Raw genomic sequence first — 23700 nt, forward strand, 5'->3', positions numbered from 1 at the left:
ATGACCAGTTTGCTACTCCTCGGTTTCATCATCGGCATGCGCCACGCCCTGGAAGCGGATCACGTGGCGGCGGTGGCGGCCCTGGTATCCGATAAGACCTCCACCCGCGAAACGGCCCGGCACGGCGCACTGTGGGGACTGGGCCACACCCTGACCCTGTTCGCCTTCGGCGGCGCCATCCTGGTACTGGACGCCACCATCCCGGATCAAGTCAGCCAGTGGCTGGAATTCTGCGTCGGCATCCTGCAGGTGGTGCTGGGCGCGGACGTGCTGCGCCGGGCGCGCCGCGTTCAATTGAAAATCGTGCCGCACAGCCACGACGGCCATAGCCACATCCATGCGGTGCGCGGCCCGAGCCTGCCGCATCACCACCACCATCATCACCATCGTCCGCTGCCGCCGCGCGCCTTGCTGGTGGGCATGATGCACGGCATGGCCGGCTCCGCCGCCCTGGTCATGCTCACCGTGGAAACCGTGCGCTCGCCGCTGCAAGGCTTGTTCTACATCGTGCTGTTCGGCATCGGCTCCACGTTGGGCATGCTGCTACTGGCCGCCGCCATCAGCCTGCCCATCAAGTATTCAGCGCGGTGGAACCGGGCGTTCCTGGGCCTGCAGCGGGCGGTCGGGCTTACCAGCATGGGCGTGGGCGGCTGGATGATGTACGAAATCGGCTGGGCGGGCGGCTTGCTGGTTTAAATGCGCGCTCCGGCGGCCGTGGCAAGCGCCGGCGTTTTCCGTTAATCTAGCGGGCTTAACGCGGTTTCGCCGAAAAGCCGACCGCAGGCTGGCGGCGACATGCGCACCCCGTTGCGCGGCGTTGGCCGCCCCCTTTGTTTAACCCTAACACTTCTGGTTCTCCCATGAGCAAGCCCAAGAAAGTCGCAATCCTCACGGCCGGTGGCCTGGCCCCCTGCCTCAACTCCGCCATCGGCAGCCTGATCGAACGCTATACGGAAATCGATCCCAGCATCGAAATCATCTGCTACCGCGGCGGTTACAAAGGCCTGCTCGCGGGCGACTCCTACAAGGTCACCCCGGAAGTGCGCGCCAAGGCCGGTTTGCTGCAACAGTTCGGCGGCTCCGTCATCGGCAACAGCCGCGTCAAGCTGACCAACGTCAAGGATTGCGTCAAGCGCGGCCTGGTGAAGGAAGGGGAAGATCCGCAGAAAGTGGCCGCCGACCAGCTGGTGAAGGACGGCGTGGACGTGCTGCACACCGTCGGCGGCGACGACACCAACACCGCGGCCGCCGATCTGGCCGCCTTCCTGGCGAAGAACAACTACGGCCTGACCGTGATCGGCCTGCCGAAAACCGTCGACAACGACGTGTTCCCCATCAAGCAGTCCCTGGGCGCCTGGACCGCCGCCGAACAGGGCGCGCGCTACTTCCGCAACGTGGTGGCGGAAAACAACGCCAACCCGCGCATGCTAATCGTGCACGAAGTGATGGGCCGCAACTGCGGCTGGCTGACCGCCGCCACCGCCCAGGAATACCGCAAACTGCTGGACCGCATGGAATGGCTGCCGGAGCTGGGCCTGTCGCGCGAATCCTATGAAGTGCACGCCGTGTTCGTGCCGGAAATGGAAATCGACCTGGCCGCCGAAGCCAAGCGCCTGCGCGCAGTGATGGACACCGTGGACTGCGTCAACATCTTCGTATCCGAAGGCGCCGGCGTGGAAGCCATCGTGGCGGAAATGCAGGCCAAGGGCCAGGAAGTGCCGCGCGACGCGTTCGGCCACATCAAGCTGGACGCCGTCAACCCGGGCAAGTGGTTCGGCGAGCAGTTCTCGCAGATGGTCGGCGCGGAAAAAACCCTGGTGCAGAAGTCCGGCTATTTCGCCCGCGCTTCCGCCGCCAACGCCGAAGACATCCGCCTCATCAAGTCCTGCGCCGACTTGGCGGTGGAATGCGCCCTGCGCCGCGAGGCCGGCGTGATCGGCCACGACGAGGACCAGAACAACGTGCTGCGCGCCATCGAGTTCCCGCGCATCAAGGGCGGCAAGCCGTTCGACATCGACAGCGCCTGGTTCAACGACATGCTGAAAGCTATCGGCCAAGCCAAAGGCGGCAAGGTAACTGTCAGCCACTAAGGAACAGGGAAGCGCCTAAGACCGGCGCTTCCCGCCCCCGGCGCGGCATCCCCGCGCAAGAAAAAGCCCGCCCGGTTTCCCACCGAGCGGGCTTTTTTATATGCCGCGGCCAGGCTGCTTCGGCGTTTCAGGCCATCACATCCACTGTTTTGCCTACCCCGCCACCGCTTGCCGCAGACGATTGGCTGGCGGAATCGATCAGCTGCAAAACCTGCTGACCTTCCAGCTTCATCTGTTCCTGCACCTTGTTCGCTACGGCATACCCCTGTTGCTGATCCAAATTAACGCTGCTCAACATGGCAGCCATGCTTGCGCCGCCAACACTGGAAACGTTCATGACATCCTCCTACCGCCGTATGGAACTTACATTTAGTATAGCGGCCACAAGCGGCGCGACTGGAGGGATTTTCAGCATGCGCGTCACAAAACCGCAAAGCTTCGCCTGCCAGAACAAGCTAAGATAACGCTCGGTTTCCCCAACCAGAGAGAGCTTTACCGCATGTCACTGATGCAAATCAGCACCGGCCGCGATGTTCCGCACGACATCCACGTAGTCATCGAAATTCCCGCCTACAGCGATCCGGTCAAATACGAAGTGGACAAGACCACCGGCGCCATGTTCGTGGACCGCTTCATGGGCACAGCCATGCAATACCCCTGCAACTACGGCTATATTCCTCAGACCCTGTCCGAGGACGGCGACCCGGCGGACGTGTTGGTGATAGCCCCGTCGCGGCTGATTACCGGCGTTGTGGTGCGCTGCCGCCCCATCGGCCTGCTGAGAATGTCCGACGAATCCGGTAGCGACGCCAAGATACTGGCCGTGCCAGTGGAAAGCCTTTCCACGCTCTATACGAAGGTAAATTCCTACAAAGACGTGCCCGAGCCGACACTCAAGCAAATCGCCCACTTCTTCGAGCACTACAAGGATTTGGAAGAAGACAAATGGGTCAAGCTCGACGGCTGGCACGGCCCGGAAGACGCCAAACGGGAAATCGTCGATAGCGTCGCCCGCTATCAGGCGTCGAAAAGCCAAGCCCAGGGGTAATCCACAGTTTCGGTGGAAAACACTGTGGATAACTCTGTGGAAACGCCAAGCCGCTACCGGTGATTAGCGACTTGGCGTTGGATTGGCTAAAAAGTTTCCATCTATTGCGCTCAGCCATAAAAAACGCGTAACACATTGTTATTACGCGTCTTTTGCAAATATTGCACCAGAGCGCACACTCGCCCGGCCAGGCCCCGCCATCCGTCGCAAGCTTTTTTCATGTCAAGTCTTGACAGTGGATAACTTGACGGAACCGGAGCACCCCCATCGACGGCCCGAGGCTTACGGAGACCATTGATAAAGCCAAGTCTCGCTGACCGCCGCCCCTTGCTCGTCGCGCAAATAGACGCGCAAATTCACCTTCTCGGCCGCCCCGGGAACCAAGTCGAAATTACAGCGCCAGCCGCCGATTTCCTTGAACGGCCGCGCCGCCGGCGCTTCTATCCGCCCTTCCGAAGCACTGATCACCGGCTCCACCCTATCCTTCCAACCCAATTCGGCCAAACGTCCGCCGCGGAAATCAATCACGAACTTCCGTTTTACGACCGTCAGCTTGTCGCCGGGTACCCCGCCCAAGCCGATACGGGTCGCCACTACCTCGCCGTTGTTGGAATGCGCCGGCGGTTCGTTGCCCCAATACATGCGGTAGGAAAAAGACAAATGCTGGCCCGGCAATACCGGCTCGGCTGGGTGCCAAAAAGCCACGACGTTGTCGAAAGTCTCATCCTTGGCGGGAATTTCCACCAAAATCACCTCGCCTTTACCCCAATCCCCCACAGGCTCGATCCACAGGGACGGGCGTTTATCGTAATAAGCGCCGTCGTCCTGGTAATGGTCGAACACCCGATCCCGTTGCAACAAGCCGAAACCGCGCGGATTGTCATCGGCATAGGCATTGAAAAGCACGCCGGACGGATTGCGCAAGGGGCGCCAAATCCATTCGCCTGAGCCGCGGCGCATGGCCAGACCGTCGCAGTCGTGAATCTCCGGACGGAAATCGTCCGCCACCCGACGATCGTTTTCGCCATTGAGAAACATGGACGTCATGGGGGCTATCCCCAGTCGTTCGACGGCGATGCGGGGGAATAAATGGGATTCCACCTGCATCACGGTGGGCTCGCCGGGAGTCACGGCAAAACTGTAGGCTCCGGCGATACTGGGGCTATCCAACAGCGCGTGAATCACCATGGTATAGGAATCGGCCGCCGGCCGTTCCAACCAAAACGCGCGAAAATCGGGAAACTCCTCGGGCGTTTCCTTGCCGGCATTTACCGCCAGCCCCCGGGCCGACAAACCGTACTGCATGGTCTTGCCTACGGCGCGAAAATAACTGGCCCCGAGAAAAGCGAACATATCCCTTTCGAAATCGTCCTTGACCGCCACGCGGAATCCGGCAAAACCCAAATCGTGGGTGCGGGAAGGCTTCACTTTCGGGCCGAACTCGAACAAGTCCCGCGAATATTCGATGGGATAAGAGCGGCCGTCCACCACCTCGTGCAAAACCACCGGCTTGCGGTAATACAGTCCCAAATGAAACATACGGACCTGGAACGCCAAGTCTTCGTCAAGCCACAAAGCCTGATCGGCTCGGAATTTGATCGACTGGTACGCATCCCAATCGATATGCTCAAGCCAGGCGGGCAATCGCTCGCTAGGCGGCGCATAGGGCGCCCGCGCCAGCTTTTGCGCCCGATCCAGCAGCCAGTCCTTGCTAAACGGCTCTCCCTCGCCCTGCCCAACGGCCTCGGCACGTCCCGGCATCAAAGGCGCTGCCGCGCCCCACGCCGCCAAAGCCGCCATCCGATACAGCAATTCTCGACGCGTAACACCCATACACTTCATCCTCACTGATGATTGAAAGGCTGATAGCCCGTCCTGAGCCGACGGGCAGGGAACGCAATATCCAGGGTATCCCTTGGCTATTAAATATAGCCGTGAACCGGCCGTCCGCGCGGCAATCATCCCGCAGACCAAAACCATCCTCGGTTATATTGGGATCGCCGGGTGCGACGGATTAAACTTGCACCGACCTTCCCTGTCGCCGATTCAAGGAAAAACAACCATGCGCCTCAATACCCTGGGCGGCATAAACCTGTTGCTGGCCGCATTCGCCATCGTCTTGGGAGTGGCGGCTACCGCCTTATGGCCAATGATCAATGACGTAAAAACCGGCGAAACGCCGCAATACCCCGACATCCACCCGCAGCGCTTCGCCCAGCCCTATGATCGGGTTTTTAATGCGGCCTTGGCGGCGGCCGGGGCATTGCGCTTGGATATTTCCGCCCAAGATCGTGAACAAGGAGAAATCCGTGCGGTCGCCACCACCGCCCTGCTGCGTTTCCGGGACGATGTCACCATCACGCTGCGCCGCGATGGCGCAAGCGTGGAAGTCAACGTGCGCTCCCGCTCGCGAGTCGGAAAAGGCGACTTCGGCACCAATGCCCGCCGCATTCGCCGCTTCCAGGAAGAACTCGCCAAGCGGCTATAAAACCAAGGGGGCCGAAGAAACTCGGCCTATTTATTCCAGCAGGCGTCCATGCTCTGCGACGCCCCTGAAAGGCCTTTCTGCCCCAGCTGATTGAGCGTAAACGCACCGCAAGCGTCGCCTGCCATGGTGCCGCCGGAAACGGGCGCCGCGGTAAGCGCGTACGTGGTCGCCGTTGCCACGGCGGTAATGGTGTACTTGGCCGTGCCCGTACGAGGCGACTGGGTGATCGGCAAAGCGATGGCCGCTCCCGCGGCGTCCTTATCGTAGCGATTGGCCTCAGTGAAATTGCGTTCGAGAAACTGCGCGTCCTCCAACAGCGTCGTTTTGGCCTCGGCCCGGGCGGCGCGCCGCACATAGTCCTGATAGCCAGGCAAAGCTATGGTCGCCAAAATAACGATTATGGTCACCACAACCATCAATTCGATCAGGGTGAAACCGCCCTGCGCTTTTTTGCCGGCTTTCATCTAGTCCCGCCGCTCCAATTACATGATTTGCTTCCAATAGGTCCGCACGGGCGCCACAGCCGAACCGGCGGTGGCGGGATCGGCGTTTTTGACGGTCATGATGTTGCCCGTCGTTCCGGACAACTCTTTCACCGCCGTTCCCGAAGCTCCCGAAGCCCCCGAAGCCCCCGAGCCCAGCCATGTGGGGCTCTTCGCAATACCCACCGTGGATTTTACGCCGGAGGCTACGCTGCCGCTGGCCAATTTATCCGAGTTGCCGTACTTGTTGTCGTTGTTCAAATCGAAAGCGCTGCTCGCTGTCTGGCCTCCGGTCCGCGTGTCCAACTCCATCAGCCAGCTGGTGCCTCCCGGCGTACAGGGATCGGTAGATGGGATCATCGTGACGAAGATGATGCGGTCATGCTTCAGCAGCGCGTTGGAAACCACTCGCTCGCCGGCCGCGCCGCTCGGCGGCACCAGATCCAGGTACCAGCCCCGCTTGCCGCCGCTCCAGTCCACGGTATTTTTGCTGACTTCCCGCAGGGTGAAACCGAACTCCGATGTTTCCGCGGTGATCGACTGCTGCTGCAACTGGCTGCGATCCACGGTTCCAGCCGTGTCATTGTCCCAAATGGCGTAAAAGCTCTGCACCTCGAGATTGGCCGGATCGCTGCTGGTTAAGTAACGGCCTGTTCCGAAATAAACGAGCTGTCCGCCGCTGGGGTGGCCGCCGAGGGTGGGTTGATCGGTAATGGGCTGTACCTGGCCGCTGGAGTTTCTTGCCGTAAACAGCGGATTGCCGCCGTTGGCGAGCCCCCAGGCGGCGGCGCTGGCCGAAGAAAGATCGAATTTCCAAAGATTGCCCTGCAAGTCGCCGACATACACGTAATCGGTGACTTTATCGCCATCGGCATCGTACAGCGCCGGCGTGGACAAGCCGTTGCTGGTGGCGGTTCCGGCGGGAATCTTCGCAATGAGCGAGCCGTCGCTGAGCCTGACGACGTAGAGGAAGGCCTTGTCCGAAGCGGCGTTGTAGCCGTTGCCGAAAACGGCCGCCCAACTCCCGTCGTGCAACCGGGCGATTTGCGGTTGACTGTAAGTGTTGCCCAAATCGGCGGCGTCCGCGTACTCCCACAAGACGTTACCGGCGCTAAAAGTGTCTGGAGCGCTCACGTCGAGCGCGTAAATCGACTTGCCGCCGGCACCGAGACCGCCCACCAGCACGGTTTTCCATTGGCCCGCCAGGTAGGCGTCGCCGGCCAGCGGCGGGGCATCCACATAGTACTTATGCGTATACGCGGTATTCGTCAGCTTGCTCAGGTTGCCGTATACGGCGGCGGGAACATAGGCGAACAGTTCGCGCCCGGAATTGGCATTGCCCACATCGGCGCGGAACGCGTGCAGCATGCCGTCGTTGGCCCCCACATACACCGCCGGCACGCGGGACGATTTGCTGGAAACGAAGGTCGCGTAGGAGCTCCTTTCCGGCATGGTGACTTTCGTACCGGAATAACCGTAATCCTCGCCCAATACGAAAGCCGGGTCCGAGTTGATGATGTCGCCCAGCACGCTCGCGATGCGGGTGCGGAAAATACCGCCGCTAAACTGGCTTTCCAACGAGTGATCGCCCCGCAGCCACTGCAGACGCTCGGTGCATTTATTATCGACAACGCCGTTGGCATCGGTATCCAGCGCCGTTTTCTGGCTGGCGTTCAAATTGACCGAGCAACTGGAGAAGTCCTGCCCGCCGCTGCCGTTGTGGGTATAGATTCTCCGCGAAGCATGGGCGGGCATCAGCGTCGCGGCGTCCCACTGCCGGGGACCGATGCTGCCGTCGCCCTGCACCGTGAAAGCCAATAGCTGTCCGTGCCAATCCAAGGAATCGAAGCGCGCCTGATACAACAGCGTGCCGGTCTGGATGCTGGTGGAGTTGGCCGCCACCGACGAGGACGAGGCTGTCGCCGAAGACACCTGGTCGACGATGGATCGAAAAGCGGTACCGATATCCGCGGCGCTTTCGGCGCTGAAAAAATCCCCCCGGCCGGAGATAGCGGCGTGCCACAAATCGTAAACCTTGCGTTGCTGGGATGCGCTCGACGGCGGGCAACTTTCCGTGGTCGTGGTATAAGGCCAACAAGAGTCCGACGCGGGACTCGAGCTGGTGGTCGAGGATGGGCAGTCGGTGCCCAACGCCAGCTTGGAATAATCCCCCGCGAAAGTGCTGCCGCCCCAGGCGGCGTAGGGCGCCACCAAAGTGTCCCCTAACCCCAATCCCACGGCGTAGGTATTCAAATGCTGCCAGGTGGCGGGATCGTTCCTGGGATTTTCCCATTGCGCCACCTTGTCGCTGAAGGCCTGTTTCACCACCGCGGACACATTGTCGGTCAGCGAGCTTTGCAGGTCGGTGACCCAATACTTGAAAGCGATGTCGGCAAGATTGTCCGCTTGGCCGTCGCTGTAAGGATGGCCTGGCGTCCAACTGGTGCTGCTGACGGTTCCCTCGCTGTTAATGGGCTTTGCCTCGGGCAGCGTGACCGCCGAGCTGTTGGTGTCGCCAACCGACACCGTCTCGCCGCACCAGCCACCGTCGGTCATAATCAGATGGACATTACGGCGGCAGGCGTCGTAAGCCCTTTCCGTCCCATCCAGGTTGAGCGGCTTGTCTCTGATTTGCGGATCATCCGCATAGGGATGGCTAATGGTAATCGCCCCTTGAAAATACCCCCCCGCCCGTACCGCCGCGCTGCGCAAATAAGTGCTGCCGGAAACGGGAAACCGGGACAGCCATTCGTAGAGCTCTTGCTTGTGGGTTTTGCCATTGCTCAATGTGGCATTCAACCGGCGAATGCGGTTGTCCTTGGCGGCGCCGTCCCACCCGGCACAGGCGGTTCCAAAACTGGTGCAACTGGACAGTCCCTGCCACGCAACGCGGATATTGCCGTCCGCTCCCGCGAACGCCTGCATGGCCCCGGCGGCCGTTGCCAAATTGCGGGTTCGGAAATAGGAATACCAGTTGGCGAAATTCTGTTGTTTCTGCGCCGTCGTACCAGGCGCAATATCGGAAGCGGAACCGACCTCCACCTTGATATAGCAATTGTCGTCGGTTTTCTGGTTGGCGGTCGCCCCGGTACAAGCGGCGGGCTTGGAAGCCCCGATTTGCGTATAGAAAACGTAATAATAAGCCGGATAAGTCGCCGCACTTGACGTTTCCACCCAGCTCAGGACGACATTCGCCACAACCGAATCAGCGGAAAGGCTGCCAGGAACCGAGATTCTTATACCGCCGGCGAGCGACGAAACGCCCGAGACCGAGTAGTTCTTACTATAGGCCGCTCCAGCGTTCGTCACGCTGATCGTGCCGCCATCGGCGTTGGCCGGAGAGCCGGTGCCGGAAGTCGGCGGAGAAACGCCGGCGGCGCTGGGCAAATTGCGGCTGCAACCGGAAAGATCGAGCCGATCGCCACCGGAGCGGTCGTCGAAAAACACACTGCAAGTGTATTGGTAGTGGGTAGGCGTCGGCGTACCGGTCGATGCGTAATAGCTGCGATCGGTCGCGCCGCTGGGAGAGCCGGCAAAGGTCTGCGTCGTGTTCTGGGGAGAATAGGTTCTCGTCGCCTGATAGTCGGTGCTCAAATTTTTGGTGCCGCGGGACGTATCGAAACCGTTGATGGGGGCCGCGGTAAACGACGCATTGGCGTAGCAGCTGGAAGGGTTGCTGGAATCCAGCGTGCACACGGTGCCGTCGTATTTTGGTGGCGGCGTGTAAACGATGGAGGGATCGTAATAAAGCCCATTGAAATAAGCGGATTTGAAACGGTTGGTGTTGTGGTTGGTGTCGATGCCATCCGGCACGGAAGCGGCCGGCATGCTGAGTGAGTCGTCCAGGGTCAGCACCAGGTTGGGAGACACCGGCATGCTCAGGAATAGCGGCGCGTCGGACAAAGTGATGGGCGCGGCGACAATGACTGCGCTGAAACAACCGGCACCCAGGCCGATCAATAGCCGGCGCAGGTCCATGCGGGCGTGGCGGTCAGTCATCGCGCTTCCTCCAAGTTAAGGCAGACAAGGGCCGGGGTTCGGGGTGTAGGAGTAAACGGCTTGCAACACCACGACCGCGTTGCTGTCGCCGCCGACGCCGCGGGCGGTCACCCGATAGTGTTCCGTATTGCTGACACAAGGCATTTTTTCCACCACGTAGCGGGGCTGCTCCGCCACTTGATTCAAGTTGTAGGCGGGGGTCTTGTAGCTCGCCCAATTAGCCATGTCGCCCCAATAAACCGCGTCGTTGGCACGGGTTGCGTCGTAGACGGTCAGCCCGGCCGCGCTGCCGTCAAAGGCGGAAACGCGCCAGGCGGTCAAAGTATTCTCGGCGTCCTGCAGGGCCGCTTCCGCCGCCTGGAAAGCCAAATCCCGGTTGCGGGAATTGCCGGCCATACGCTCTTGCAGACCGGTGTTGGTGGCGGCGCTGGCGCCGAGCACGGCCAAGATGCCCATGAACACCATGGCGACCATGAGCGTCGCGCCGCGCTGCTCGCGCGGCGAGCCCCCTTTGATTGCGAAGCGACGTTTCATAGCCGATTCCTCAAAGTGATGGTGGAAGTAAACACCTTGCGCATCAATCGATCGGCGGGAGTCACCGTAGCGCCGTTATAGGTATAGGTCTGCGGCGCGCTGGTGATGTTCTCTCCCTGGCGGCTCACCATAAGCAGGCTGATCCGCACGCTCAGCACGTTGGCCCAGTTACCCACGGCATCGGCCGTCACGTAGTCGTCCACGGAATGGTCGGCGGTGGTGTCTTCGCCATAGGTGATTTGCATATCCTCCACGCCCTCCACCATTTCCTCCGGCGCGTCGGAAGCGTTGCCGCCGGCTGCCGCGAGTTTTTCCCGGTATAACGACGGCTCGTTGAAGTCGTTGTTGCGGACGTAGTAAGTCACCGCGCTCAAGCGCAAAATCCGCGACCCCGGGGGAAAAGTGTATGCGGTGCCGTTGGCGGTACAGGGGGCGGGAACCGGGCTGCCCAAACCTTTGGTGCAATTGCCGGGAGAGGTGGCGGCGCCCGTGTTGTGGACGACGGTGCTGATAGTGCCGTTGTTATTCACATTGGTCATCTGAAACACCGCCGCGTGGGAGCAGTCGGTGATGACCAGGATTTCGCCTTGCTGAATATCGTGGTTGGCCGTCAGCTGCAGTTGCGCGGCGTTGGGATTGTGACTGGCGACGATATATTCCGGACTGGCGGCGCGCAGCACGGTGAGGGCATCGCCACGCAGCACGCTGCCGGACACCCCGGTGGGGTAGGCGCCGCCGCTTTCCTCGTAGCCGATCAGCGGCTGGCCGAACAGGTTCTTGTCCCAATCGCCGGGATTATTGAGGACGTTCGCCTGGGTGGCGCTGGAGCAGCCGGTCGATCCGGCCATGCGCAAGTCGTAGGCGATCCCCTCGAATACGAAACGCGCATTTTCCTGCATGCGGGAAAGCGTATCCATGGTACGGAAAGTTTGCCGCGCGCCCATAAACGCGTAACCGATAACCGCCACGAGCATCATGCCCAAGGTCATGGCTATCATGAGCTCGACTAAAGACACCCCGCGACAAGCCTTGGCGAATGAGGGGCGCATGTTAAATCAAGCTCTGCGTGCTAAATACGACGGGCACGCCGTCGCGGTTGTCGTCCCACTGCACGGTGACGGTGACATTGCCCGCCATATCGACGGCCACCGCGCCATCGCCTGCCGGTAGCGAACTGGACAGCGTGGCTTTCCAATAAGCCAAATCCGTGCCCGCCACGGACGAACTGGCGGCGACGCCGCCCAGCCCGGTGTTGTAACTGCCCAGCATGGCGGCGGCGCGATTGGCGCGCATGCACTCGATGATCTCGTAGGCCAAGAAAGTGGCCTCGCTGCGCATATAGGCCGAGTTGTTCTGGCGCAGGGAGTTGGTGATCATCCCGGCATTTCCCAACAGCCCGAGGGCGAGCACCAGCATGCTCACCAGCACTTCGATCATGGTGAATCCGCGCTCGCGGGCCATAGACCCAAGCTGCCCCTCTGGACCGAATCGGCGCGCCATCAGCATGCCCCCTTGTCGACACGGACTCTTCCAGTGCCGCTGACCGCCACGCTACGCTGGCTATTCCCCACGCAAATGGTCAAAGTGCCGCTGGCCGACCCGCCGCTGCCTTGGCTGGCGCCGCTGGGCAAATACGTCACGAAATCGGAGAAATTGGCGTCGCCGACGACGCTGCCGACGCGGCCGGACGGCTGTTTGACGCGCAAGCGGGTATCGGTGCCGTCGACGCTGCCCTGCACGCCGCCATCGGTGAAAACCAGCAATCCGCTGGTCCAATCCCCCCCGGAGGCGCAACTGGGAGCGCTAGCATCCGGATCGGCGGTTTTGCAAACCGTCACCGGCACGCCGCGTTTGACCGCCTCGGAACGGGCGAGATTAAGTGCAGCCACCAGCTCGTTGGCCATGGCGACCGCCCGGCTGGCATTGCTGGTGTCGCGAAAACTCGGCATGGCGAGCGATACCAGGATGGCCAAAATCGCCAGCGCAACCATGAGTTCGATCAAGCTGACCCCTTTGCTGGCGAACCAAACCGGCGCGCTCCGTGTTTCATTCCGCATCGCCCACCTCCGACCAGCAAAGCCTTCGCCAACACATCAATAAAATCTTATCGTTAGCACCGCGATCGACAAGCCGTCCCCACTGATCGCAACACCGGCACCATCACACGAACGCGGTGAGAATACTACTAAAACGGCATACCATGAATCACCGCGCAGGGGGCTTCTTCGCTAAAACGGCCGGCAGCCCGCGCTTACCGGCACATTCTCTCATTAGTTCTACTAATGCTAACAAGCTCCGGCCGCAAAAATACGGGATAAAACACGCAAAAATGTAACCTCCCATAAAGTTGGGAAAATTTCCCGAAAGCGATCGATCCTTCACAAGTTCGCCGCCGTCATGTACTGTATATAAAAACAGTATCGCAGACAGCCATGAAGGACCTCACCGAACGCCAAGCGCAAATCCTGCGGCTGATCCGCGACGCCGTCGCCGACACCGGCCTGCCACCCACACGGGCGGAAATCGCCAAGATCCTGGGCTTCCGCTCCGCCAACGCCGCCGAAGACCATTTGCGTGCGCTGGCGCGCAAGGGGTATGTGGAACTCTTGCCCGGCGCCTCGCGCGGCATCCAGCTCAAACAGCCGGCCGGCATCCCGGTGGTGGGCCGGGTAGCGGCGGGCAGCCCCATCCTGGCGGAGCAGCATATCGAAACCCATTACCGGCTCGATCCCGGCCTGTTCAAGCCCCGCGCCGACTACCTGCTGCGGGTGCGCGGCCTGAGCATGCGCGACGCCGGCATCCTGGACGGCGACCTGCTGGCCGTGCACCGCACGGCGGAAGCCCGCGACGGCCAGATCGTGGTGGCGCGCATGGGCGACGAAGTCACGGTGAAACGCTTCCGCCGGCAAGGCAGCCGGGTGGAGCTTTTGCCGGAAAACCCCGACTTCGCCCCCATCGTCATCGACCTGGAGCGGGAGGCATTGGAAATCGAGGGACTGGCGGTGGGCCTGCTGCGCAACGGCGACCCTTTATGAAAGCCCTGGACGCCCTGCTGCAAACGCCCGGTCTCTGGCGCGGCAACGCCTGCGCGGAAACGGCGCAGCCCAGCGTGCCCAGCGGCTATGCCGTGCTGGACGAACAGCTGCCCGGCGGCGGCTGGCCCACCGGCGCCTTGACGGAAATCCTCCTGGAGCACCCCGGCGTGGGCGAACTGCGCCTGCTGCTGCCGGCCCTGGCGCGCCTGAGCTCGGAAGACCGCTGGTTGGCCTGGGTGGCGCCGCCCTACATCCCCTACCCCCCAGCCCTGGCCGCCGCCGGCCTGAAAATGGAACGCCTGCTATGGCTGCGGCCAGACAACCACACCGACGCCCTATGGGCGTTGGAACAGGCGCTGCGTTCCGGCGCCTGCTCCGCCGTGCTGGGCTGGCCGGCGACCCTGGACGGCAAGGCTTTACGCCGCTTGCAACTGGCCGCCGAGGAAGGCCGGGCCGTCAGCCTGCTGTTCCGCCCCCTGCGGACCGCCGCCAATGCCTCCACCGCCGCCCTGCGATTGGCCCTGGAGCCGGCCGATGGCCGCCTGAAAATCCGCATCCTCAAGCGGCGCGGCGGCAACGTGTCGGCGCCTTTGCTGCTGGACCTGCCCGCCCGCACGCGGGGAAAAAACGGCGAATCCATCGGCACAGCCCAAGCCTCGCCGGCGGGCGGCGGCATGCGAGCCGCCAGGGCCGGAAAGCTCCGCCTCGTTCCGCACCATTAAAGGCCAGCCATGCTGTGGCTAGCCCTACGCTTTCCCACCCTGCCCCTGGACCTGTGGTCCCGCAGCGCCGCCACGCCAACGCCCCTGGCCGTCAGCGAAGGCACGGCACGTCCACGCATCGCCGCCTGCAACCTGGACGCCAGCTTGGCCGGGATACGGCCCGGCATGGCCCTGGCCGCCGCCTGGGCGGTGCTGCCCGGCCTCGTCGTCCGCCCCCGCGACGCCGCCGCCGAAACCCGGGCGCTGGAGCAGCTGGCCGGCTGGGCCGGCCGCTACACGCCGGAAGTCAGCCTGCAAACGCCCGACGGCCTGCTGCTGCAACTCGCCCAGAGTCTCAACCTGTTCGGCGGCCTGGACGCCTTGCTGCGGGAAGTGCGGAACGATTTGGCCGCACTGGGCTACTTCGCCGTGGCCGCGACGGCTCCCACGCCCCACGGCGCCTGGCTGCTGGCCCGCGCCGGCCAGGAGTCGACGCCGACCACCGCCGCCGAACTGGCCGCCAGCTTGCGGACCCTGCCGGCGGCCCTATTGGAACAACCCGCCGCCGTCTTGAATCTGCTGGAGAAAATCGGCGCGACCACGCTGGGCGATTGCCGCGCCCTGCCGCGCGACGGCCTGGCCCGCCGCGCCGGCCCCGGCCTTCTGGACGAGTTGGATCGGGCGTTCGGCGACAAAGCCGATCCTCGCCCCTATTACGCACCGCCTTCCCGCTACGCCGCCCGGTTGGAGCTGCCGTTCGAGGCGGAATACGCCGAAGCCCTGCTGTTCGCCGCCCGCCGCCTGCTGACGGAACTGGCCGGTTTCCTGGAAAGCCGCTGCGCCGGGGTACGGCGCTTGCGCCTCGGACTAAGCCATCGCGATGGCGATCCCACGGAATTGGTTTGGGGACTCATCGCTCCCAGCCGCGACCTGAACCATCTCACCGGCTTGCTGCAAGAACGCCTGGGACAACTGGAACTGGCCGCACCGGTGCAGGCCATCGCCCTGGAAACGCTGGAGTTGCAGACCATGGCCAGCGCCAATCGTCCGCTGTTCGACGGCGGCCCGACCGAGGAAGGCCGCTGGCAACTTATCGAACGCCTACGGGAAAGGCTGGGGCGCCACGCCGTCGCCGGCCTGGCCCCGCACGCCGACCATCGGCCGGAACGGGCGTGGCGCACAAAAGAACCGTCCATTCCTTCCCCGACAAAGGGTGCCGGGGAAATTAAAGATTCAGGCCCCGGCCTAAGCACTCGAAATCCACTCCTTGTCGCCGGAGCGGCTCCTACCGGGGCGACGCCGCGCCCCGCTTGGCTGCTGCCCGCACCGCAAGCCTTAACGCAAACCGCGGGCCGGCCGCACTGGCAAGGCCCCCTCGCCCTGCTGGCCGGCCCGGAGCGCATCGAAGCGGGCTGGTGGGACGAAGCGCCCGCGGCGCGCGACTACTACCTGGCGCAAACGCCGGCCGGCAGCCGGGTATGGGTATACCGGGAAGGCGACGACTGGTTTCTCCACGGCCTGTTCGCCTGAGCATGGCCGCCTACGCCGAACTGCACTGCCTGTCCAACTTCACCTTCCTGCGCGGCGCCTCGCACCCGGAGGAGTTGACGGAGCGGGCCGACAAACTGGGTTACAGCGCGCTGGCCATCACCGACGAATGCTCCCTGGCCGGCGTGGTGCGCGCCCACGCCGCCGCCAAACCTCTGGGGATCAAACTCATTGTCGGCAGCGAAATCCAACTGGCGGACGGCCCCAAGCTGGTACTGCTGGCGCAAAACCGCGAGGGCTACGGCAACCTGTCCCAACTCGTCAGCCTGGGCCGGCGCCGCGCAAACAAAGGCGGCTACCGGCTGGAAATGGCGGATTTGGAACCGGGCTTGGCCGATTGCCTGGCGCTGCTGATCCCCGCCGCCGATTCCGTAGGGTGCGCATTGCGCACCTTAACGGCGCTCGATGGTGCGCAATGCGCACCCTACGATGACGCCCGCTGGCTGGCCGAACGCTTCCCCGGCCGCGCCTGGATCGCCGCCGAGTTGCTGCTGGAACAAGACCCGGCCGTCCAACTGGATCAGCTGCGGCGGTTGTCCCAGGCCAGCGGCCTGCCCCTGGCGGCGGCGGGCGATGTGCATATGCACGTCCGCCGCCGCAAGATCCTGCAAGACACCCTCAGCGCCGTCCGCCACAAAACCACCCTGGCGCAAGCCGGCTACGCCCTGCAGCGCAACGCCGAACGCCACCTACGCAGCCGCGGCAAACTGGCGCGGCTCTATCCGCCGGAACTGCTGGCGGAAACCCTGAGAGTCGCCGAACGCTGTGCCTTTTCCCTGGACGAACTGCGCTACGAATACCCGGAAGAGCTGGTGCCGCAAGGCGAGACGGCCAGCGGCTATTTGTGCCGCATCACCGAGGAAGGTTTGCGACAGCGCTTTCCCCACGGCGAACCCGGCAAGGTGCGGGCACAGATCGAGCACGAACTGGCCCTGATCGCCGAACTGCAATACGAGCCGTTTTTCCTCACCGTCTACGACATCGTCCGCTACGCCCGCTCCCGCGGCATCCTCTGCCAGGGGCGCGGCTCCGCCGCCAATTCGGCGGTGTGTTATTGCTTAGGCATAACCGAAGTGGACCCGGCGCGCGGCAACCTGCTGTTCGAGCGCTTCATTTCCCGCGAGCGGGGCGAGCCGCCGGACATCGACGTGGATTTCGAGCACGAGCGGCGCGAGGAGGTCATCCAATACCTGTACGGCAAATACGGCCGCGACCGCGCCGCCTTGGCCGCCTGCGTCATCAGCTACCGGCCGCGCAGCGCCCTGCGCGACGTGGGCAAGGCGCTGGGACTGGAACTGACCCAAGTGGACCGCGTCGCCAAATCCATCGCCTGGTGGGACGGTCCGGACGACCTCCGGCAACGCTTCGTCGAAGCCGGACTGGACCCGCAAAGCCCCGTAGTCCGGCGCTGGGCCAGCATCGCCGACGAGCTGCGCGGCTTCCCGCGCCACCTGTCCCAGCACGTGGGCGGCTTCGTCATCTCGCGCGGCCCCTTGTCGCGGCTGGTGCCGGTGGAAAACGCCGCCATGGCGGCCCGCACCGTCATCCAGTGGGACAAGGACGACCTGGACGCCCTGGGTTTGCTGAAAGTGGACGTGCTGGCCCTAGGGATGCTGTCCGCCATCCGCCGCGCCCTGGAGCTGGTGAGCGCCCGCCGCGGCCAGCCCTTTACCCTGGCCGATATCCCGCCGGAAGACCCGGCCGTCTACCGCATGATCTCCGCCGCCGACACCCTCGGCGTGTTCCAGGTGGAGTCCCGCGCCCAGATGGCCATGCTGCCGCGCTTGAGGCCGCGCAACTTCTACGACCTGGTGATCGAAGTCTCCATCGTCCGCCCCGGCCCGATCCAGGGCGGCATGGTGCATCCCTACCTGAAACGCCGCCAAGGCCTGGAACGAATCGCTTATCCCAGCGAGGCGGTGAAAACCGTGCTGGAGCGCACCCTGGGCGTGCCGATTTTCCAGGAGCAGGTGATGCAACTGGCGGTGGTGGCCGGCGGCTTCACGCCGGGGGAGGCGGACCAGCTGCGCCGCGCCATGGGCGCCTGGCGCCGCCACGGCGAGCTGGAAAAATTCCGCCAAAAGCTCATCGACGGCATGAAGGAGCGCGGCTATTCGGACCGCTTCGCCCAGCAGCTCTATCGGCAAATCCAGGGCTTCGGCGAATACGGCTTCCCCGAATCCCACGCCGCCAGCTTCGCGCTGTTGGTCTATGTCTCCGCTTGGCTCAAATGCCACGAGCCGGCCGCCTTCCTCGCCGCCCTGCTCGACAGCCAGCCCATGGGCTTCTACGCCCCGGCGCAGTTGATCCAGGACGCCAAGCGCCACGGCGTGACCGTGTTGCCGGCGGATGTGTCGGCGAGCGGCTGGAAGTGTTCGTTGGAGCCCGTAGCAGCGGCGCCCGGCCGCGACGGTCGCGGGCAGGGCCCGCTCCTGCCGGCGGTGCGGCTAGGCCTGTGCCTGGTCAAAGGCTTGTCGCCGGAAGCCGGCCGCCGCATCGCCGCCGCCCGCAATGCCCTCTCGGCAAGCGGGGCCGGCGGGGGTGAAGGCGGCGTAATCTTCACCAGCCTGGCCCACCTCGCCCAAGCCGCCGCCCTGGACCGGCGCGAGCTGCAAGCCCTGGCCGCCGCCGGCGCCGTGCAATCCCTCGCCGGCCACCGCCGCAACGCCTATTGGCTGGCGGCCGGCGTGGAACAACGGGTTGGCTTGCTGGAGCACGCGCCCATCCAGGAAACCCTGCCCGGCTTCGAAGCGCCCACGGAAGGCCAGGACATCGTCGCCGACTACGCCAGCCTGGGGTTTACCCTGGGCGCCCATCCCCTCGCCCTGCTGCGCCCGCGCTTTTACCGGCGCGGCGTCCAAACCGCCGCCAAGCTGCGCAGCCTGCCCGACGGCAGCCGCACGGCAACAGCCGGCCTCGTCACCCACCGCCAACGCCCCGGCTCCGCCGCCGGCGTCATTTTCGTCACCCTGGAGGACGAAACCGGCTACATCAACGTCATCGTCCGGCCGGACCTGGCCGAGCGCCAGCGGCGCGAGCTGCTGGGCGCCAGCCTGTTGGGCGTGGCGGGAACGCTGGAACGGCAAGGCCCCGTGGCGCACCTGGTGGCGGAAAAGCTCTACGACTACAGCGGCCAGCTGGGACGACTGCAAACGACTTCGCGGGATTTCCGCTGACGCCCGGCCGGCTTGAACGACGGCAACCTATGGCCCGCCCCGTTGTCTAATGGGCCACTGGAGGCGCCCATGGCCATCGTACTGAATCACACCATCGTCCCCGCCCACGACAACGACGCCTCGGCGCGCTGGTTCGCCGGCCTCTTCGGCTTGCCGTACCAAGGCCCGCAAGGGCATTTCGCGCCGGTACGCATCAACGACACGTTGACCTTCGATTTCGACATCGCCGCCGCTTTCGAGCGCCACCACTACGCCTTCCACGTCGGCGACGACGAATTCGACGCCATCCTGGAGCGGGTGAAGGCCGCCGGCATCCCCTACGGCAGCGACCCTTGGCATACGGAAAACGGCCTGCTCAACGATTGGAAAAGCGGCCGGGGCGTATACTTCCGCGATCCCAACGGCCACCTGCTGGAACTGCTTACCCGAACCTGACGGAAAAGGCCCAACCGTGACGACGCCAGCCCCCTTCATCCTATTCGTCTGCATCGGCCTGGCGGCCGGCGTGGCTTCCGGCTTGTTCGGCATCGGCGGCGGCGTGTTGATCGTGCCCGCGTTGATTTACCTGGCCGGCTTCTCCGAGCATTCCGCCATCGGCACCAGCTTGGCCGTATTGCTGCCGCCGGTGGGACTGGGCGCGGTTATCGAATACTACCGCCAAGGCCAAGTGGATTTGCCGGCCGCCCTCATCATGGCCGTGGCGCTGTTGCTGGGCGGCTGGATCGGCGCGCTGCTGGCCAACCAGCTCAGCGGCCCCCATTTGCGGCTGGGGTTCGGCCTGTTCCTGCTGGGATTGGGTTGTTACGTGGTTTTCGGCGCGGTGCAATCCCTGGCGCATTCAGGTTGAGCGCGCCGCGCCAAGCCTTTTCGCCTTCCCCCTCCGCTGCGAATACAATGTGGGCCTCTGACCCTGCGGAACCCCTGCACCTTGAGCCCCCTGCGCCAACTCGTCTCCCAAACCGCCATCTACGGCCTCAGCAGCATCGTCGGCCGCTTCCTCAACTACCTGCTGGTGCCGCTCTACACCTATACCTACACCGCCGGCGAATACGGCGTGGTGTCGGAGTTTTACGCCTACGCCGGCTTTTTCGCCGTGCTGCTGGCCTTCGGCCTGGAGACGGGCTATTTCCGCTTCCGCCAGCGCGACGACATGGACCCGGCCCGGGTCTACGCCGGCGCCCTGGGCTTTTTGACGCTCACCAGCCTGGCGTTCGTCGGCGCCGTCGCCGTGTTCCACGCACCGCTGGCGGACTGGCTGCGCTATCCGGACCATCCCGAATACCTGCTGTGGTTCGCCGCGATCCTGGCCCTGGACGCCGTCACCGCCCTGCCCTTCGCCCGGCTGCGCAGCGAAAACCGCGCCTGGCGCTTCGCCGGCATCAAGCTGACGGAAATCGGCCTGACCATCGCCCTCAACCTGTTCTTCCTGCTCTACTGCCGCCGGGCGGAAGCCGGCTCCTGGGCCGCCAGCCTATATGACCCGGCCATCGGCGTGGGCTACATCTTCCTTGCCAACCTGGCCGCCAGCGGCTGCAAGCTGCTGCTGCTGCTGCCGCAATTCCGCGGCGTGCCGCTGTGCCTGAGTCCCGCCGTTTTGAAGCCCATGCTGGCCTATTCCCTGCCCATGGTGGTGATCGGTTTCGCCGGCATGGTCAACGAAATGCTGGACCGTGCCATCCTCAAGTTCCTGCTGCCCTACGACCTCGCCACCAACCTGAAGATGCTCGGCATCTACGGCGCCTGCTACAAGCTGTCCATCCTCATGTCCCTGTTCGTGCAGGCCTTCCGCTACGCCGGCGAACCGTTCTTCTTCTCCTACGCCGGCCGCGCCGACGCCAAGCGAGCCTATGCCGTGGTGATGAATTACTTCGTCATGTTCTGCGTGTTCATCTTCCTGCTGGTGACGCTGTACCTGGATTTCTTCAAATACTTCATCGGCGCGGAATACCGCGAGGGCCTGGCCGTGGTGCCCATCCTGCTGCTGGCCAATTTGTTCCTCGGCGTCTACGTCAACCTGTCCATCTGGTACAAACTCAGCGACCGCACCGGCCTGGGCGCCTGGGTGTCCTTGGGGGGCGCGGCCCTGACCGCCGCGCTCAACGTCTGGTGGATACCGCTCTACGGCTACCTGGGCTCGGCCTGGGCCACCCTGGCCTGCTACGCCTCCATGGCGCTGGTTTCTTACGGCCTGGGCCAACGCTACTACCCGGTGCGTTACGACCTGGGCAAGGTGCTGGGCTATCTGGCCCTGGGACTGGCGTTGTACGGCGCAAACGCCTACGCGGTGGAACGGCAGGGCTGGACGCCCTGGCTGAGCGGCACACTGGGACTGGGAGTTTATCTGCTGGTGGCAGGACTGGCGGACATCAGGCCTTTGTGGCGGCGGCAGAAGGCCGCGTAGATGGAAGATTCGAGCCCGATCCCGCGCCCCTGATCCCCCTTAAGAACCTCCGCAGGCCAGCCATGCATACCCCGACCCAGCGCGTCCCCTCCCCCTGCGTCCGCAACTGCTGCCTAGACAGCACGGACATCTGCCTGGGCTGCTTTCGCGCGCTGGCGGAAATCACCGGCTGGCAGGAGGCCGACGACGATGTCCGCCGGGACATCCTGCGCAAGGCCGAGCAGCGCCGCCGGGCCCGCAGCCGCGACGCCGCCCCGCCCTGGGGGGACAGCGCTTAGGCGACGATCTCGCCGCCCTTGACCCGCCGCAACGCCCAGGAACCGTCCTCGGCCAGCTCCAGCACGGCATCGTAGTTCTTCAGCTTGTCGTCGCTGTCGCGCTTGCCGTGGCGGCTGCGACCCAGGGACAGGTAAGTGATGGCGCTTTCCTTGAGCAGCTTCAACACCATGGCTTCGCCGTCCAAGTCCAGGGTGGTCCTGATGCGGTCCAAAAACACAAAGCGCGGCGCGGCCAGGAACAGGCGGGCGAACGCCATGAGCTGTTGCTCGCTGAGGGACAACACGTCGTCCCAGTCCTGCTGCGTGTCGAAACCACCCACCCGCTTCAGCACCGGCTCCAGCTTGAGGCTGCGCAGCGTGTCCACGATGCGCTCTTCCGTCACGCTCGCTTCGGTGCCGGTGCGAATCAGCAGGTCCCGCAGGGTGCCCGGCGGCATATAAGGCCGCTCCGGCAAGAAATAGAGCTGCGTCGGCTCGGGGCGGACGATCTTGCCCGAGCCGTCGGCCCACATGGACGCCGTCGCCCGGAACAGCGCTTGCTTGGCTTCTTCGTTGGGCCCCACCACCAACAGGCGAGTGCCGTAGGGGATGACGACCGTCAGATCCTTCACCAGGCAGCGGCCGTCCTGGGACGACAGCAGGGTCAAGCCCTCGTATTCCAAGCGGTCGCCCTCGCCGCATTCGCAGACCTCGATGGCCTCCGGCTCCCCGGCGCCGCAAGCGGCGATGCCGGCGCCGCCCTCGACCGCCTCGCGCAGCGAACCCAACCGGGCCACCACGGCGGTGTAGGAAGACAGGGACGGGAAGTTGGTCACGATGAGGGAAAACGCCCCGACCAGGTGGACGAAGGCGATGGCCGATTGGGCGATGACGCCGAAGGGCGCTGCGCCGCCGATGAACAGCGGCGCCACCACCAGGGCCGGGATGATCTGCACCAGGTAGTTGTAGCCGATGCTGTAGAAGCCCAACTTACGGTTGACGAAAATGATGTTGGTGAAATTGCCGACCAAATCGTCGATGCGCCGCCGCAAGCGGGCCTTCAGCCGCTCCTCCCGGTGCAACAGGGCCACCGAATCGGCATTTTCCCGCACATGGATCAATTCGGCGCGGAAGTTGGCCTCTTTGTCCAGCTGGCGGTAATTCAAGCCGGCCAGGGAGCGTCCCAGCACGAACATGCCGTAGGAGCCGCCCACCGCGTACAGCACCGCCACGACGAACAAGGTCGGGCTGATGCTCCACAGCACCCCGGAGAAAGCCAGCACCGTGATGCTGCTGTTGAAGATCATCAGCACGAACGACAGCGTGGTGGCGGTAAACACGCGCACGTCTTCGGCGATGCGCTGGTCGGGATTCTCCAGCTCGCCTTCCGATTCCAAGCGGTAATAGATGCCGTGGCTGAGGTATTGATCGACCAAGCGCTTGGTCAGCCATTCCCGCCAGGTCAGCCCCAAGCGCTCCTCGTAGAAACGCAAATAGGCGCCCACCGCCGTGGAAGCGGCGAACACGCCCACATAAATCAGCGCCTGTCCGATGAAGCCGCTTTTGTCGCGATGCTCGATGGCGGTCATGAAATCGCGGCCCACATAACTGCCGAACACGTTCAACCCGCTGATCGCCAATAGCAACGCCAACAGCAGCATGAAAAACCCTTTCGCCCGGCCGCCCACTTCCGAGGCGGCGAAAGCTTTTACTTCTCCGGCCAGGCGTCGCCAGGTCGTTTGATCGATATGCAGATAGGGAATTTGTTGCGGATCCATGTGTACACCATTTTCGTTATCGTCGGGCGATGCGCCGATACACGCCGCCGCGGCTAATTATTGCCGAAATCCCGCTAATCGCCCGGCCATTTCGACGCCTGACGCTTGAACGGCTACCCAATCGCCGGTACCGTGTCGTGACACCATACCGCGCAACAGGGGC

At 63.8% G+C, this 23700-nt stretch carries 21 protein-coding genes; 12 read left to right on the forward strand and 9 right to left on the reverse strand.

The features are described 5' to 3' along the window. The gene (locus K5607_RS12145) at nt 1–696 is read left to right on the forward strand and encodes an urease accessory protein UreH domain-containing protein (protein WP_054773053.1); all 696 of its coding nucleotides are present in this window, start codon (nt 1–3) and stop codon (nt 694–696) included. A gap of 164 nt (nt 697–860) precedes the next feature. Next, nucleotides 861–2090: a pyrophosphate--fructose-6-phosphate 1-phosphotransferase gene (locus tag K5607_RS12150; RefSeq protein ID WP_054773052.1), complete on the forward strand. Its 1230-nt coding sequence runs from the start codon at nt 861–863 to the stop codon at nt 2088–2090. 127 nt (nt 2091–2217) lie between these two features. Here the strand turns inward: K5607_RS12150 and K5607_RS12155 are convergent, their stop codons facing one another. Beyond that, the gene (locus K5607_RS12155; protein WP_054773051.1) at nt 2218–2427 is read right to left on the reverse strand and encodes a hypothetical protein; all 210 of its coding nucleotides are present in this window, start codon (nt 2425–2427) and stop codon (nt 2218–2220) included. A gap of 162 nt (nt 2428–2589) precedes the next feature. Here K5607_RS12155 and ppa point away from each other — a divergent pair, with 162 nt between their 5' ends. Then, complete coding sequence (ppa, locus tag K5607_RS12160; RefSeq protein WP_054773050.1) at nt 2590–3138, forward strand: inorganic diphosphatase; 549 nt, start codon at nt 2590–2592, stop codon at nt 3136–3138. 282 nt (nt 3139–3420) lie between these two features. Here ppa and K5607_RS12165 read toward each other — a convergent pair whose 3' ends face one another. After that, on the reverse strand, nt 3421–4971 hold the full coding sequence (locus K5607_RS12165) for an OpgD/OpgG family glucan biosynthesis protein (protein ID WP_221047158.1): 1551 nt from the start codon (nt 4969–4971) through the stop codon (nt 3421–3423). An 82-nt stretch (nt 4972–5053) separates the two neighbouring features. Here K5607_RS12165 and K5607_RS12170 point away from each other — a divergent pair, with 82 nt between their 5' ends. Then, complete coding sequence (locus K5607_RS12170; RefSeq protein WP_221047159.1) at nt 5054–5626, forward strand: DUF1499 domain-containing protein; 573 nt, start codon at nt 5054–5056, stop codon at nt 5624–5626. 26 nt (nt 5627–5652) lie between these two features. Here K5607_RS12170 and K5607_RS12175 read toward each other — a convergent pair whose 3' ends face one another. Genes K5607_RS12175 through K5607_RS12200 form a run of 6 tightly spaced genes read right to left on the reverse strand, consistent with a single transcriptional unit; the run spans nt 5653 to nt 12698 of the window. Then, nucleotides 5653–6090, reverse strand: a complete 438-nt coding sequence (locus tag K5607_RS12175) for a type IV pilin protein (protein WP_221047160.1) — start codon at nt 6088–6090, stop codon at nt 5653–5655. Between the two features lie 18 nt (nt 6091–6108). Continuing rightward, the gene (locus K5607_RS12180; RefSeq protein ID WP_221047161.1) at nt 6109–10107 is read right to left on the reverse strand and encodes a pilus assembly protein; all 3999 of its coding nucleotides are present in this window, start codon (nt 10105–10107) and stop codon (nt 6109–6111) included. A gap of 15 nt (nt 10108–10122) precedes the next feature. Continuing rightward, a complete protein-coding gene (locus tag K5607_RS12185) occupies nt 10123–10641 on the reverse strand; it encodes a pilus assembly PilX family protein (RefSeq protein WP_054773042.1) in 519 nt (172 codons plus the stop codon). Beyond that, nucleotides 10638–11690, reverse strand: a complete 1053-nt coding sequence (locus K5607_RS12190) for a PilW family protein (RefSeq protein ID WP_425515775.1) — start codon at nt 11688–11690, stop codon at nt 10638–10640. Before K5607_RS12190 ends, K5607_RS12185 begins: the two co-directional genes overlap by 4 nt. A 1-nt stretch (nt 11691) precedes the next feature. Then, on the reverse strand, nt 11692–12102 hold the full coding sequence (pilV, locus tag K5607_RS12195; RefSeq protein ID WP_054773040.1) for a type IV pilus modification protein PilV: 411 nt from the start codon (nt 12100–12102) through the stop codon (nt 11692–11694). 38 nt (nt 12103–12140) lie between these two features. Next, a complete protein-coding gene (locus K5607_RS12200) occupies nt 12141–12698 on the reverse strand; it encodes a GspH/FimT family pseudopilin (RefSeq protein ID WP_054773039.1) in 558 nt (185 codons plus the stop codon). A gap of 375 nt (nt 12699–13073) precedes the next feature. Here K5607_RS12200 and lexA point away from each other — a divergent pair, with 375 nt between their 5' ends. The 8 genes from lexA (at nt 13074) to K5607_RS12240 (ending at nt 21780) form a co-directional block, all read left to right on the forward strand. Next, complete coding sequence (lexA, locus tag K5607_RS12205; protein ID WP_221047163.1) at nt 13074–13676, forward strand: transcriptional repressor LexA; 603 nt, start codon at nt 13074–13076, stop codon at nt 13674–13676. Next, entirely contained in the window at nt 13673–14398 is a 726-nt protein-coding gene (imuA, locus tag K5607_RS12210; RefSeq protein ID WP_221047164.1) for a translesion DNA synthesis-associated protein ImuA, read from the forward strand. The genes lexA and imuA overlap by 4 nt, the downstream gene beginning before the upstream one ends. Before the next feature lie 9 nt (nt 14399–14407). Beyond that, a complete protein-coding gene (locus tag K5607_RS12215; RefSeq protein WP_221047165.1) occupies nt 14408–15907 on the forward strand; it encodes a Y-family DNA polymerase in 1500 nt (499 codons plus the stop codon). Between the two features lie 2 nt (nt 15908–15909). Continuing rightward, a complete protein-coding gene (locus K5607_RS12220) occupies nt 15910–19101 on the forward strand; it encodes an error-prone DNA polymerase (protein WP_246598853.1) in 3192 nt (1063 codons plus the stop codon). 69 nt (nt 19102–19170) lie between these two features. Further along, a complete protein-coding gene (locus K5607_RS12225) occupies nt 19171–19536 on the forward strand; it encodes a VOC family protein (protein WP_054774606.1) in 366 nt (121 codons plus the stop codon). A gap of 16 nt (nt 19537–19552) precedes the next feature. Then, nucleotides 19553–19948, forward strand: a complete 396-nt coding sequence (locus K5607_RS12230; protein ID WP_054774605.1) for a sulfite exporter TauE/SafE family protein — start codon at nt 19553–19555, stop codon at nt 19946–19948. 81 nt (nt 19949–20029) lie between these two features. Further along, nucleotides 20030–21502, forward strand: a complete 1473-nt coding sequence (locus K5607_RS12235; RefSeq protein WP_221047167.1) for a lipopolysaccharide biosynthesis protein — start codon at nt 20030–20032, stop codon at nt 21500–21502. Between the two features lie 62 nt (nt 21503–21564). Next, nucleotides 21565–21780, forward strand: a complete 216-nt coding sequence (locus K5607_RS12240; RefSeq protein WP_221047168.1) for a DUF1289 domain-containing protein — start codon at nt 21565–21567, stop codon at nt 21778–21780. Here the strand turns inward: K5607_RS12240 and K5607_RS12245 are convergent. Then, entirely contained in the window at nt 21777–23537 is a 1761-nt protein-coding gene (locus K5607_RS12245; RefSeq protein ID WP_221047169.1) for an ABC transporter ATP-binding protein/permease, read from the reverse strand. The genes K5607_RS12240 and K5607_RS12245 overlap by 4 nt on opposite strands. Nucleotides 23538–23700: the final 163 nt, after the last annotated feature.

The organism is Methylogaea oryzae (genome assembly GCF_019669985.1).
GTDB classification, from domain to species: Bacteria; Pseudomonadota; Gammaproteobacteria; order Methylococcales; family Methylococcaceae; genus Methylogaea; species Methylogaea oryzae.